This window comes from Komagataeibacter rhaeticus, from assembly GCF_003207855.1.
In the GTDB taxonomy this organism is placed as follows: domain Bacteria; phylum Pseudomonadota; class Alphaproteobacteria; order Acetobacterales; family Acetobacteraceae; genus Komagataeibacter; species Komagataeibacter rhaeticus.
The window spans coordinates 1-13,215 of sequence record NZ_NKTZ01000018.1; the positions used below are offsets into that span (position 1 = coordinate 1).

Sequence of the window (13,215 nt, forward strand, 5' to 3'; positions counted from 1 at the left end):
CGACGCCATCTGGTCCGGGGTTAACCCCGGACCAGATGGCCAACAGCAACGCCGTCAGAAGGGCGGCATAACAACAACCGGGTATAGCTTATCAAGCCCACAAAACTGTCCGAACGGACGGGACCACCTCATTGACAATGCGCCGGTGCCAGCGGTCCGGCTGGCCGGGCGTGCGGAAATACAGCGAGAAACTGCCCGCCACATCACCATTGCGCAGGATGATGGGCACCGCCCATTCCGCCGCCAGTCCCTGCTGTGCCGCAACATCGCGCAGGGCGGCCCAGCGGGTTTCCTGACTGAAATCGGGAATGACCACTTCTTCCGCCGTGGCGATGGCGGTGCCGCACGCACCTCCCGCCGTGCTGGCTTCCAGCCCCTCGAACGCCTGCAGGACAGGCATGGGCAGGGCGCCATGGCCACCTGCATGCAGGATGGCGCCGGTGCTGAGCATGACCACCGCCATGCAGTCCGGTGCGATCAGTTCGATACGGCGGCACATGAAATCCAGCATCTCGCGCAGCGAGAACTGGTCCGTCAGCGCTTCCACCACATCGCGCTGCAGGTCACGCAGCTGCCGGTCATGGGTAATGTCGTGCAGGATGACGATAATGTCCGCCAGGGCGCCATCATCGCCAAAATGCGGGGTAACCGCGCAGCGCAGCCACAGGTCCGTGCCCTGCGGGCCACGGGTGTGCACGTCCAGCTCGAAACCCGTGCGGAGGGAAAGCTGCCTGCGGAACTGGCGCAGGGTCCCGATATCGCTTTCCGCGCCGGACAGCAGCGTGCCGAAGGGGGCATGGCGCAGGGCGTCCACCGTCATGCCCAGCAGGCTGGCCACCGCCCTGTTGGCATGGGTAATCCGGTATTGCGGGTCAAGTACCAGAATGCCCCGGTCGGTCGCCTGCATGATCAGGGCGCTGATGGCCCCGTCCTCACGCGCCTGTTCTTCCTCCGTCCGGTCCTGGAACGTGATCAGTTCATACGGTACGCCATCCCAGTCCACGCCTTCCCGCCACAGGCGCACGGGCAGGCCCAGCCCGTCCCTGCGGCGCAGGGTGGCGCTGCTGCCGTTGCGCGTGGCGCCGCAGGCCGCCCCCGGTGGGGCGATGTGGGCATCCCACGCGGCGGGGGTGCCAGTTGGGCGCATCGGCTCGGGGAACAGGCGACCAAGCCATTTTTCTTCCCTGCCGGCAGGGTCGTAGCCGGTCAGCCGGCTGGCGCATGCGTTGGCGTAGATGACCTGTCCGGAAACATCCGCCATCATGACGGCCAGCGGCAGTTTCTCCAGAAGGGAGGAAGCAATCCGTGTGATGTCCGGCATGGTTGCATCTTTCACAATATACTGTCCGGTCTGAATCGGGACGGAACAGGGTCAGGGGGCATGATTGGCAGTATCTGTCGGTCAAAAAGAATCCTTACGGAATTCTTGACAATAATGCGGCAGCTTTGTGGCCATGAACCCTACGGCATTTTACATCAATCCCGCATGCATTGACTGCCGGTTCCAGGCTGCCCCCTTTCTTTTTTCTGGCTGTGACAGGGGCGTTTCCTGTCAGTATTCCGGCTTTTCGCCCTTGTCCGGAACAGAGGTCGGGGTCCCCGGGGTCCCGGCATAGGTCAGCAGCACCACGGTCGGGGTATCGCCCGTTTCGCCGCGGTGGATGGCATTGACGGACTCGGCAAACGCCTCACCTTGGTGAAAAGTTTCCGTCCTGCCGCTGGCCTGATCATGAATGGTCAGCTGCCCTTCCAGTACATAGCCCGCGTTCGGCACCGGGTGGGTATGCCATGGCAGGGCGGTATGGGCGGGAATGGTCAGGCGGATCATGGTCAGTTCCGGTGCCGTGGCCGGATAATGGTCATAGGCTTTGCCGTTCCATGAACGGGTGGCCTGAAGCAGGATATCACGATGGCCGGATGCAACCTGCTGGGCCCGGGCTGGCATGGTGAGGGCAGACAGGCACCCGAAGGCCAGGAAAACAGCGAACCTGGGCATTTCACGCCTTTCCGGTCAGTGGGGGACAGGCAGGTATAGCGTCTGATGTTCCGAAGCGTTTCCATAATATTAATGGAATGGATACTGTCTCACACGATCTTGAAACGGATGGAGGGAGATCCGTGGCATCCCCTCAGGTCGTGCCACCCTTGGTAATGATAATACCAATGCATGTAACCCGATGCCCGGTCTTGCAGATCTTGAGGTGACGTACATCGGGCAGTGCGGGTTCCACCATTCCGCTGGGCTGCTGTGGCTGCCATGGCGGAATATCGATAAAATTGTCCATCGGGCCATTGCCGGGGTCAAAGTTGAATGGCCTGACCACATGCCCCTGTGCCGCCAGCCGTCTGGCCAGTGCTTCCATGTGCTTTTTCTGGTACAGGACGGTATAGCCGCTTTCTATGGTGGGCAGATCATCATCCAGATTGAACTCCGTTGTATGCACGGCCACGCCACCGGGCCTGATGCATGCAAGCGCGTTTTCAACAAAATCCAGTCCTTTCTGCAGGTTGCCAAGATGCTCCAGCGCACACATCGACCAGCAGAAATCATATCCCCGGATATCGGGCGGGATGGCATTCATGTCGACAAAGCGGTGTTCGACCAGCCGGTCAAACGTTTCCCGGTCAATGATGTCGGGCTTGAATACCTTGTCCAGTGACCCGGCATGTTCCCCGCTTCTGATCCAGCCTTTCTTGCTGGAGCGTTCCGGATCAAGGTCCGTGGCCGTAACCTTCACGCCATGGCGCGCCAGCAGGCTGGGGATCGGTTCCTCCCCACAGCCGAAGCCAAGTCCGGTGGCACCGGGGCGCATGCATCCGGCTTCATAAAGGGCCTGAAGGATGAAGGCATCTTCCCAGATTTTCCGGTGGTAGAGAACGGCGCACCGGATTTCCTGACACCAGTAGGCCAGCCAGTCGCTTTCGATATCACTCTGGGTGGCAAGTTTGCTTTCAAGCCCGACCTGCTGTGGCCGCAGGTTTTCCCGGTGCGGCAGGTCGGCTGCCAGCCGGTGGGCAAGATCGTAGCCGAACGCCTTGATATTGAGTTCCATCGCGCGAAAATTCTGGGACATATGGACGATCGATGCGTATTGTTCGCCGTTCTTCTGTCCAAACAGGGCGGCAAGTCTGCTGAAAATCCGGTTCTTTTTCATATTTCTCTAAGCAAATGATGGACGACAGAATAAAAAACCGCATCGTGGTTTCCAGGCCGCGAATTACTACGATCTGGAATATAGATAACCACAAATGACCCATCCGGAGAAGGGTGCAGGAAAGAAATATCCAGTCCATGCGTATTACTTGAAAATGATTCCTGATAATAGATTATACCTTTCATGATGACCTGTGGTCATCATGGTCCGTTCATGTCCGTCTACAGATTCTGTCGGGTTCCACCATCCGCAACCGGTCGGCAGGCGGATTTTTCCCTTCCCCGCTGTTTGCGGGTGCGGCGTGATGCAAAGAGGGACAGGAAAAACACAGAAAGCGCCGGAAAACCAGCGCTCTGATACAGCATGTTATCGATAGGTAAAGGAGAATGGTGGAGGGAGTTGGATTCGAACCAACGTAGGCGTACACCAGCGGATTTACAGTCCGCCCCCTTTAGCCACTCGGGCATCCCTCCATGTTGGCGCGGTAATTAAGGGGTAGAGGGGGGGGTGTCAATAACCTTGCATGAAAAACTTTGCCCATCCCCGGTTTGGGGGCATGACGCAGGCTGCGCTTGGGCTTAAAGAACGATCATGAACATGCGACCCTCCCGCCGCCGTGGCGGCCAGCCTGTGGGCCATCAGGCCCCGTCTTCCCACCGTTCCGCGCCTGACCGGGGTGGTCGGGGGGGGCGTGGTGCCGTTTCCGCACCGCGTGGCACATGCTGGCTGTATGGCCAGCACGCGGTACAGGCGGCACTTGAAAACCCGGCGCGGAAACTGCGCCAGCTTCTGGTCACGGCCGAGGCGCAGGAAACGCTGACCTCCCGGCTGGAAGGCGGCTTTCCCATCCAGCCCGTGCGCACCGAACGCGCGGCGCTGGATACGCTGTGCGGCCCCGATGCCGTGCATCAGGGCATGGCGCTTTTAGTGGATGTGCTGGCCCAGCCGGATATGGATACGGTACTGGAACAGCCGGGTCCGGTACTGGTGCTGGATCAGGTAACCGACCCGCGTAACATTGGGGCTATCCTGCGTTCGGCCGCGGCGTTCGGGGCCGTGGCGGTGGTGATGCAGGACCGCAACGCCCCCGAGGAAACGGGAACCCTGGCCCGCGCGGCCTCGGGCGCGCTGGAAATCGTGCCGCTGATCCGCGTGGTCAATCTCTCCCGCGTGCTGGATGCGCTCAAGTCCCGTGGCCTGTGGGTTGTGGGGCTGGACGCGGGTGGGGGTGTGCTGGATGGTGCGGCCTTCCACCAGCGCCGCGTGGCGCTGGTGCTGGGGGCCGAAGGGGCGGGCCTGCGGCGGCTGACGCGTGAGCATTGTGATGAAATTGCGGGCCTGGCCATGAGCAGCCGGATGGAAAGCCTGAATGTATCCAACGCGGCCGCGGTCGCCCTGTATGAAATGTTCCGTCACCGTTAACGGGGTACTGGCCCCATCCGCTGACGGGTTAAGGCTTCCGGGCCTGGCCTTTTCTGGGAAAAGGTTTCCCGGGGATTTTCCTGGCTTCCCAGGCCGGGTTCGGGCGCCAGCCTGCCGGTCATGCCGGCGGGTCGGGTCATGAAAAACTATTTATGTTATAACAGATGGATTTATGACGCCATTCTTGCCATTCGGGACCGATGGCAAGATCACGTAATATTGCACACCCTCCCGCCCGTGCCGAAGGGACGGGGGCGTGATGACGGGACTGCTGGCCCGTTTCCGCTGGCTGTACGCCCCGCGCGCGGTGGATCTCGGCTTTGCCGTGCGCACGACCATCGCCGCCCTGCTGGCCCTTGTCCTGGCGCTGTGGATGGAAATGGACGACCCCCAGTGGGCGCCGATGACCACATGGATCGTGGCACAGAATTCACGCGGGCAGAGCCTGTCCAAGGCACGGTGGCGGCTGCTGGGCACCCTTGGGGGCGCGGTGGTGGGGGTGGGGCTGATCGCCGCCCTGCCACAGGCATCGTGGCTGCTGTTTCCCGTGCTGGCGGCGTGGGTGGGGGTGTGCTGCGGCCTTGCGACCTTCCTGCGCAATTTCCATTCCTATGCGCTGGTACTCATGGCCTTTACCAGCGGCCTGATTGCCCTGAACGCGGCCAATGCGCCGCAGGATGTCTTTGCGATCGCGCTGTCGCGTTCGACCTATATTTTTCTTGGAATCCTGTGTGAAAGCGGGCTGGCGTCGATTTTCGCGCCCCGTCTGGCCGATGTGGCCCGGCGCGAGATCGGACGCAGGGTCGCCGCCGCCATTGCCCAGGCCGGGCAGGCGCTGGAGGGCATGCTGGCGGGGCAGGAGGCGGGTTTCCTGCGCTCGCGCGCCCTGCTGGGTTCGGTGTTTTCCGTGTCCGACCAGATCGAGTTCAGCGAGGTGGAGATGCGCCACCGCACCCATGCGGGCGACCATGCCCGGGCGGCCCTTGCCAGTGTGGCGGTCGTGATGTCGCGCGGTCTGGGGCTGGTCGCCCGCATGCACGAGACGGCACTCCCCCCTGCCTTTGCCGCCCCGCTGGCCATGGCGCAGGGGCTGGCCCGCCGTGTGCGGGCGGACATGAGCGCGCCCGACCCCGTGGCGCGCATTCCCGCCCTGCGTGGCCGCATCCGCGCCATAGGGGCGGAATGCCGCCAGCAGCTGGTCAATGACATCATTGCCGCGTCCATGCCGGACCCGCAGGGCGGCGCGGCCACCCAGCGCCATCTGGACGGGTATGTCCTCAATGCCTCGCTTGGTGTGCTGCTGGCCCGGCTGGACGCGGCACTGGCCCATCTGGCGGCAACGCAGGGAACGGGGGCGCACGACCATTTCCGTTTTTCCACCCCGGCATGGCGTGACCGGACGGATGCATGGCATAACGGCCTGCGCTCGGCGGGTGCCGTGCTGGCGGGCGGGCTGGTGTGGGAATGCACCGGCTGGCCCGATGGCGCCACGTTCGCCATGTTCGTGGTGGTGACATGCAGCCGCTTTGCCGCCAATGAAAACCCGCTGCGGGACAGTCTGGGCTTTCTGCGTGGGGCGGTGTGGGCGGTTGTGGTGGCGGCGTTCCTGACCTTTGTGGTGCTGCCGGGGCAGGCGGTGTGGGAGACGCTGGTGCTCTCGCTGTTCGTGCCCATGATGGTGGGCGGCCTTGCGCTGCGCGACGGGCGAACGGTGGGCACGGCAGCGCCCTACAACAACTTCCTGCCCTTCATGGTCTATCCGGGCAACCAGTCGCGGCTGGATGAACTGACCTTTTTCAATACCAACAGCGCGGTCGTGCTGGGCATCTGGTGCAGCGTGCTGGTGTTCCGTCTTGTGCTGCCTTTCGACCCGGATGCGGAACGCTGGCACATGCGCCGCCAGATGGTGGCCGACCTGCGCCGCATTGCCCGTGCGCCCACCATCCCGGATACGGCCGCATGGGTCACAACGCTTACGGCCCGTTTCGCACGTCTGGTCCGTCATGCCCCCCTGTCCGATGCGCAGACCAATGCCTATCTGGACGGTGTGCTGGCCACCATGACCGTGGGGCTGGACCTGATCCGCCTGCGCCGCCTGCTGGCCCGCCGCACCCTGCCCCCCGCCCTGCACCGGGCGGTGGGGGACCTGCTGGCCGCCTTTGCCGCGTGGCGCGGCCAGCCGCCTGTGACGCTGGCCCGCATGGCTGCCACGGTACTGGCGCAGGCGCGCGCGCAGGCGGGGCGTGAAGCCAACCTGTCAACCCGGCTGGAGATGGGATGGTGCGCCGCGTATCTGGAAATACTGGCGCGTGAACTGGTGGCGCATGCGCGTTTTTTCGATACGACGCACCGTTTTCATGTACCGTCCGGTCCGCTACCAGTCCGGGCGCATACACAAGCAGCATAAGGAATGGACAGAACATGACAATCAGACGCCTGCAGCCCGAGGACCGTCTGGCCGGTGCCGTTGTGCATAACGGTGTTGTCTACCTGGCCGGACAGGTGGCCGATGACCCGGAACTGGATGCCGAAGGCCAGACCGCCGATATCCTGCGCCAGATCGATACCCTGCTGGCCGAAGCGGGGACCAGCAGCGCACGCCTGCTGTCGGTCCAGATTTTCCTGAGCGACATGAATGATATGGCCGCGATGAACCGTGCGTGGGATGCCTGGCTGGACCCTGCCTGCAAACCGGCCCGTGCCACGGTGGAGGCCCGTCTGGCCGATCCACGCTGGAAGGTCGAGATCACCGGCATCGCCGCCCTTTAAGGCGGCCTGCAAGTCGCAAAGATGTTTCTGGTGATGCTTTTTTTAAAGCTTCGAAGCTGGTCGCCCTGTGGAAAAAAAAGGCGTCACCCAGGAAACCTGCCATTACTTTTTCAGCAGGGCGTTGTTTTGAAATAGTCTCCAGACATGCATGGCAGCGTGGCGGTGGCGGAAGACGCCCGCATGCAACCGGCGGGCATGAAAACGGTTCTGCCGTGTAGATGATCAGGAGACCCCATCATGCCCGATGACGGCACGCCTTCTTCTTCCCGCCTGAGCGGTCGCGGGGCGCCGCAGGTCGGCGGTGGCCAGATGGCCGACAGCATCCACGATTTCGGCGGCGGGGTCCCGATGGGCCGCGCGGGCCAGCCGGCGGAGCGGGCGCCGGTCTATGTCCTGCTGGCCGCGTCGGAAGCCGGCCATGTTACCGGGCAGGTCTGTGCCGCCTCCGGCGGGACGGGCGTGGGCTAGTGGCCGCCCCTTGCGGCACGGGCGTGGCAGTGGCACATGGCATGGATGCGCATCATCCTGTCCTGCCTGTTCATGCTGCTGGGAGTCGCGGCGTGTTATTTCGCCATTGGCATGATTACGGATGCCGGGCGTTTCATATCGGATGCACATCCCTGGTAAGGGGCGTGCGCGCAGGCGGATACAGGATGAACCGTACGGCCCCGGCAGGGTTATGCCATCTGGCCAGCATGCTGTGGTCGCGCATGCTCTGGCCGCGCCATGGCGGGTGCTACCGCCGCGTTTCCGTCTGGCTGGGTCCGGACATGGGCTGGCTGGAACGCCCGCGCCCGCTGGATATATGATCGCGCCGTGCGGGGCCAGCCTGCGCGCGGACCCGCAATCATTTGTGTTGCCGCCCCCCATGGCTTCATGCATCTGTCGGACGTTGAGGCCGGAAGCCAGGCAGCAGCAGGCACACAGCAACATATTGCATGCAGGGATGACCCTGCGGTGGAGGTTGACATGATCCGTTTCCCCGGTGTTACCGCCCTTGTGGTGGCGGGTATCGTAACCGCCTCGCCCGCCATGGCGGCGGTCTACCGCTTTGAAGGCCATTTCGCGGCGGAGCACGGCACGACGTCCCACCCCGAGGGAAAGGTCGAGGCCGCGCTGAATACAAAGACGAACCTGGTCCGCTACACGTTGACCTGGAGCGGTCTGAGCGGCCCGGTCACGGCGGCCCATTTCCATGGCCCCGCCCCGGCGGGTGAGGAAGCGGGCGTGCTGGTCCCCATTGGCGGCCCGTACAAATCCGGCCAGCACGGCGCGCTTGTCCTGTCGTCCGAACAGGCGCAGGCCCTGCAGAACGGTCAGGTCTATGTCAACCTGCATACGGCGGCCCTGCCCAATGGGGAGGCCCGCGCGCAGCTGGAACGCCTGACGCCAGACGCCCGGCCCTGAAGTGCTGGCCCCGCAGTGCTCCGGGCGCCTATTATATCCATGATATAATTTGCATGGTGGCGCCTTGTGCGGCAGTGTTGGGGCCGTGACATGAAAACATGTCAGCCATGTGAAGGACCCGGGGCGACGGTGTTCGCCGCAAGTCATGGAGTCTGCTTTTGCGCCTAGCATCTCTGGCCGTTGCGGCGGCTGTCGTCTCCCTGTCCGGTATCGGTTCCATAACCCAGGCCCACGCGGTGGACGCGCTGGGCGAACACACGGCAACCATAAGCTTCAGGCTGTCCGCCGCCGATCTGGGGGCGGGTGTCTCGTGGGGGAAGGGGGTCCTGTCGTTCGAAGGGCATGACTACCCCTTCCGAATCCACGGCGGTTCCGGGGCCGCCATCGGTTTTTCCACCACCCAGGCCACGGGTACCGTCTATAATCTCTATCGGGTACAGGATGTTGAAGGTACGTACTGGTCCGTCCAGGGCGAGGCCACGATGGGTGCGGGCAAGGGTGGCGCCGTGATGGAAAACAACAACGGCATCCATATCAAGTTCACATCCAACAGCACTGGCGCACGGCTTGCCTTCTCGGTGGAGCGGCTGACCCTGCGCCTGACACCGGATGCCAGGGCCGCCCTGCAGAACAGGACGGACGGTACTGCGCCGCATCAATAGTATGTAGCCCCCTGATCGTGCATGGTGGCACCCTTGTAAAGACAGAGGGAGCCACCGGGGCATGACAGACGATATCCATACATTTGGCGATGGCCGCCTTGCCGCCAGCGTGCGGGCGCAGGGGGCCGAACTGTGCGCCCTGCGGGCGCAGGGGCGTGATCTGCTGTGGAGCGGGCAGGACCCGTGGCGGCGGCATTCCCCCGTGCTGTTCCCCATCGTGGGGCGGCTGGTGGATGATACGGCATGGGTGGAGGGCACGCCCTACCGCATGACCCAGCACGGTTTCGCGCGGGACTGCACGTTCCGCTGGCTGGCGCGTGACGAGACCGGCTGCCGCCTGGAACTGGTCGATACGCCCGCCACGCGCGTGCATTATCCCTTCGCGTTCAGCCTTGTGATCGAATACCGTATCGAAGGCGGCGCCCTGTCGGTGCGGTACTGTGTGACCAACCCCGATGATACGCGGGTGCTGCCCGCCTCGCTGGGGGCACATCCGGCCTTCATATGGCCGCTGGCCCCCGATGTGGCCAGGGACCGGCATGTGATCGAGTTTGACCGGCCCGAGCCTGCCCCGGTGCGCCGGCTGGAGGGGGGGCTGCTGCTGCCCGATCCGTTCCCCACGCCGGTGCGGGGGCGTGTGCTGCATCTGGACGATTCGCTGTTCGCGGCCGATGCGCTGATCCTCGACCAGCCGGCCAGCCGGGGGCTGATCTACCGCATTCCCGATGGGCCGGGGCTGCGGCTGACATGGGAAGGCTTTCCCCAGCTGGGCATATGGATGAAGCCGGGGGCTGGTTTCCTGTGTATCGAGCCGTGGTACGGCATGGCCAGCCCGGTCGGGTTCAGGGGTGAATTTTCCGCCCGCCCCGGCGTGTTCCATCTCCAGCCGGGACAGGAATGGCGGGCAGGCTGGCAGGTTGGCTGCATCTGAGGGGATCGGGGTCCGGCGGGTGTATTTTCCATGCAACACCCGCCGGAATAAGCCTTGCGGAAAAAGCATGGATCACCCCGGAATTCTGCGAAAATATCGTATTTGCAACCACCCGGTTGCGGCGTAGCGTGCGCGCAGGAGCAGCATGCGGCAGTCTCGCCCGCTAGGCTCACGGGAAACGCCTCGATGCGTAGTTTTTCTCCTGTCCCCGCCGTGGGATTTTCCCTCGCCTTCCCCCTTCTTGCACTTCGTGGTTTCCGCCAGCGCCTCATGGGTCTGGTGGCGGCGGCCTATCGCAGGCAGGGGATGATGCTGCTGGCCACGCTGCCCAGCGTGGCCGTGCCGTCGGGCTGCCATTCCGGCATTGAAAACGCGCCCTCCCTGCTTGCATTGCGCGGCTGGGACCGGGCGGCCTGAAGAACATCCGGGCGGTGTGACCCTCCGGCTCCGGCTTCTGGCGTGTATGGCGGCGCATTCCGGTGTGCCGCCATATTCATATGGAATGACGGGCGTGCGCGCCGTAAGGTACCGCCCCATTGCATATTTATGGCCGGAGACGGGAGCGCGCGGGGCGATGCGTAGATACATGTCATGGGGTGGGGCGTGCATGGGGGTGATGCTGCTGGCGGCGGCCGGCATGGCCCATGCCGCCACGACGGCTTTCAACAAGCTGCCCGATTACGAGAAATTCGGCATTACAATCACCAGTTCCTATCATGTGCGCAAATGCGGGGTGACGGTCCGGGTCAACCAGTCCCGTTTTGTCGGGAGTGCCGCCGCGCTGGAAAACGAAGGCATACTGGACAACGTCACCCCGGCCCTCATGACGCAGCGGCCTGCCTATTACGTGGGCCAGGCCATGCATGAGATCGTGCCGACCATCATCTACCATGTTTTCCTGCGTTATTCGGATGCATCGGACTGCCATTTCACGTTTCACATGAAGGGGGGGGAGGAGGACGCACTTTATTATGGTCCGTCCGACCCGGCCTTCCTCAGCTTTGTCGTCAATCGCCATACCATGACGCAGGTTGACTGGTACAAGGCCAGTTTTGACGAGATCCGGGAAGTCGCTTCCAGATTCGAGGAAGATCCCGCCTACGCCACCCCTGCGGGCGCGGAGGAGAATGGCATGTCGCCGCCTCATGCCTCCCTTCTTGCCCAGCCGGGCATGCAGGACGTGACAGACGGCGTGCAATGAACCAGACAGGGGCATGACTTCTACCCTGCCTGTCTTTCCCCCCGCCTTTTCGGGGCAGTTGCACGAACTGTTCCGCTGGCGGCGTGACGTGCGGCATTTCCGCCGCGACCCGGTGCCCGAATCCGTTCTGGAGGGTCTGCTGGCCACGGCCTGCCTTGCCCCCTCGGTGGGGTTGAGCGAGCCATGGCGCTTCGTGCGCGTGGATGACCCGGACCGACGCGCGGCCGTGCGGGCGGATTTCAGCCAGTGCAATGCCGATGCGCTGTCCAGCCGCGCGGGGTCCGAGGCCCGGCGTTACGCCAGCCTCAAGCTTGCGGGGCTGGATGACGCCCCACACCATATTGCCGTGCTGTCCCACCCCGATCCGGAACAGGGCAGGGGGCTGGGGCGGGCAACCATGCCGCAGACGACAACATGGTCCACCGTCATGGCCATTCATACGTTCTGGCTCGCGGCCACGGCGGCGGGTGTGGGCGTGGGGTGGGTTTCCATCATCAATCCCGGGCATATCAGGACCATACTGGATGTGGACCCGGCGCTGGAACTGGTGGCCTATCTGTGTGTCGGCTACCCCGCCGGGCAGGCCCCCACGCCGGAACTGGAGCGGCGTGGCTGGGAGCGGCGCGCGCCCGAGCGGCGTGAATGGGTGCGGCGCTAGGCCCCGCCCAACCGGGATTTCCCATTCTCGTGGCCGGACCGGGGCAGGGCGCTGTGTGGCCCCGCCCGTCATGGCGGTTGCGCGCACGCAGGGGCGGGCTGATGGAAAAACGGGTGGCAGATATTCGCTAAAGCCGGTTTTTCTGGTGCCGTGTTTAACCCATTGTGCCACCCGGCCCGCTGGGTGGTTGCCATGCGGGGCCTGTGTCCGCCCGTCCGCTCCGCGCAGCCTGTGGGGCCGGGGCCGTCAGGCCATGCCGGCTGGGCCGCCACGGAGGATCGAACGCTGCTGCACCATTTTGAATATCTGTTCCAGCATTACGGATACGGGGTGATCACCTTTATCGTCATGCTGGAAAGCATGGGGCTGCCGCTTCCGGCTGAAACCCTGATCATTTCTGCATCCGTATACTGTGCCGCCACCCATCGGCTCGATATCCAGTGGGTGGCGCTGGCCGCCGTGGCGGGGGCGGTACTGGGGGATAATATCGGTTACCTGATCGGGCGCAGGGTCGGCCTGCCCCTGCTGCAGAAATATGGCGCGCGCATCAAGCTTACCCCCGACCGCCTGCTGCTGGGGCGTTTCCTGTTCCGCCATCATGGCAGTGGCATTGTCTTCTTTGGCCGCTTCATTGCGCTGCTACGGGTTTTTGTCGCCCTGCTGGCGGGGGCCAACCACATGCCCTGGCCGCGCTTTATGGTGTTCAACGCGCTGGGCGGGCTGTGCTGGGCCGGGGGGTATGCCACGGGTGCCTATTATCTGGGTCGCAAGGTGACGGAAGTATCAGGGCCCGCCAGTATCGGGCTTGGACTTGCCGTGGCGGCGGGTCTGGTTGCCAGTGCGCTTTTCCTGCGGCGTAATGAACAGCGGCTGACACAGGAAGCCCTGCGTGAAGCCCGTGCGGATGCGGCAACGCCGGGGGGAAGCGGGATCTAGCATGGTGGTGCCGCCATCTGGCGGCCATGACCGCGGGCGCGGGAACAGCCACGACGGCGTGCCCGCAGAGAAGC

Annotated in this window: 16 protein-coding genes and 1 tRNA gene; 13 read left to right on the plus strand and 4 right to left on the minus strand. The window is 63.8% G+C overall.

Features of this window, described 5'->3' with window-relative positions; all coding sequences use genetic code 11:
* Window positions 1–91: 91 nt before the first annotated feature.
* The 4 genes from CFR78_RS12990 to CFR78_RS13005 form a co-directional block, all read right to left on the minus strand.
* The gene (locus CFR78_RS12990) at window positions 92–1,321 is read right to left on the minus strand and encodes a bifunctional diguanylate cyclase/phosphodiesterase (RefSeq protein ID WP_258366131.1); all 1,230 of its coding nucleotides are present in this window, start codon (window positions 1,319–1,321) and stop codon (window positions 92–94) included.
* A 231-nt stretch (window positions 1,322–1,552) separates the two neighbouring features.
* Window positions 1,553–1,996, minus strand: coding sequence for a cupin domain-containing protein (locus CFR78_RS12995; RefSeq protein WP_110581251.1), 444 nt, complete (start codon window positions 1,994–1,996; stop codon window positions 1,553–1,555).
* 133 nt (window positions 1,997–2,129) lie between these two features.
* Window positions 2,130–3,074, minus strand: coding sequence for an SAM-dependent methyltransferase (locus CFR78_RS13000; RefSeq protein ID WP_139064272.1), 945 nt, complete (start codon window positions 3,072–3,074; stop codon window positions 2,130–2,132).
* A gap of 468 nt (window positions 3,075–3,542) precedes the next feature.
* A tRNA-Tyr gene (locus tag CFR78_RS13005) sits at window positions 3,543–3,628 on the minus strand.
* Window positions 3,629–3,746: 118 nt separating this feature from the next.
* Between CFR78_RS13005 and rlmB the strand changes: the two genes are divergently transcribed.
* From rlmB to CFR78_RS13060, 13 genes are all read left to right on the plus strand, one after another.
* Window positions 3,747–4,577, plus strand: a complete 831-nt coding sequence (gene rlmB / locus CFR78_RS13010) for a 23S rRNA (guanosine(2251)-2'-O)-methyltransferase RlmB (protein ID WP_034931690.1) — start codon at window positions 3,747–3,749, stop codon at window positions 4,575–4,577.
* Window positions 4,578–4,836: 259 nt separating this feature from the next.
* Window positions 4,837–6,984, plus strand: a complete 2,148-nt coding sequence (locus tag CFR78_RS13015) for an FUSC family protein (RefSeq protein WP_034931691.1) — start codon at window positions 4,837–4,839, stop codon at window positions 6,982–6,984.
* Between the two features lie 14 nt (window positions 6,985–6,998).
* Entirely contained in the window at window positions 6,999–7,346 is a 348-nt protein-coding gene (locus CFR78_RS13020; RefSeq protein ID WP_007397508.1) for a RidA family protein, read from the plus strand.
* A 237-nt stretch (window positions 7,347–7,583) separates the two neighbouring features.
* Window positions 7,584–7,814, plus strand: coding sequence for a hypothetical protein (locus tag CFR78_RS13025; RefSeq protein WP_034931695.1), 231 nt, complete (start codon window positions 7,584–7,586; stop codon window positions 7,812–7,814).
* Window positions 7,815–7,850: 36 nt separating this feature from the next.
* Window positions 7,851–7,973, plus strand: a complete 123-nt coding sequence (locus CFR78_RS16685; protein ID WP_007397511.1) for a hypothetical protein — start codon at window positions 7,851–7,853, stop codon at window positions 7,971–7,973.
* A gap of 26 nt (window positions 7,974–7,999) precedes the next feature.
* Complete coding sequence (locus CFR78_RS16320; RefSeq protein WP_156953881.1) at window positions 8,000–8,155, plus strand: hypothetical protein; 156 nt, start codon at window positions 8,000–8,002, stop codon at window positions 8,153–8,155.
* Between the two features lie 160 nt (window positions 8,156–8,315).
* Window positions 8,316–8,753, plus strand: a complete 438-nt coding sequence (locus CFR78_RS13030) for a CHRD domain-containing protein (protein ID WP_034931742.1) — start codon at window positions 8,316–8,318, stop codon at window positions 8,751–8,753.
* A gap of 158 nt (window positions 8,754–8,911) precedes the next feature.
* Complete coding sequence (locus CFR78_RS13035; RefSeq protein ID WP_034931698.1) at window positions 8,912–9,415, plus strand: hypothetical protein; 504 nt, start codon at window positions 8,912–8,914, stop codon at window positions 9,413–9,415.
* A 61-nt stretch (window positions 9,416–9,476) separates the two neighbouring features.
* On the plus strand, window positions 9,477–10,346 hold the full coding sequence (locus CFR78_RS13040; protein ID WP_034931699.1) for an aldose 1-epimerase family protein: 870 nt from the start codon (window positions 9,477–9,479) through the stop codon (window positions 10,344–10,346).
* A 186-nt stretch (window positions 10,347–10,532) separates the two neighbouring features.
* On the plus strand, window positions 10,533–10,763 hold the full coding sequence (locus CFR78_RS13045) for a hypothetical protein (protein ID WP_172459733.1): 231 nt from the start codon (window positions 10,533–10,535) through the stop codon (window positions 10,761–10,763).
* Window positions 10,764–10,920: 157 nt separating this feature from the next.
* Entirely contained in the window at window positions 10,921–11,547 is a 627-nt protein-coding gene (locus CFR78_RS13050) for a hypothetical protein (RefSeq protein ID WP_034931744.1), read from the plus strand.
* 13 nt (window positions 11,548–11,560) lie between these two features.
* On the plus strand, window positions 11,561–12,205 hold the full coding sequence (gene bluB, locus CFR78_RS13055; protein ID WP_034931704.1) for a 5,6-dimethylbenzimidazole synthase: 645 nt from the start codon (window positions 11,561–11,563) through the stop codon (window positions 12,203–12,205).
* 183 nt (window positions 12,206–12,388) lie between these two features.
* Complete coding sequence (locus CFR78_RS13060; protein WP_007397520.1) at window positions 12,389–13,141, plus strand: DedA family protein; 753 nt, start codon at window positions 12,389–12,391, stop codon at window positions 13,139–13,141.
* Window positions 13,142–13,215: the final 74 nt, after the last annotated feature.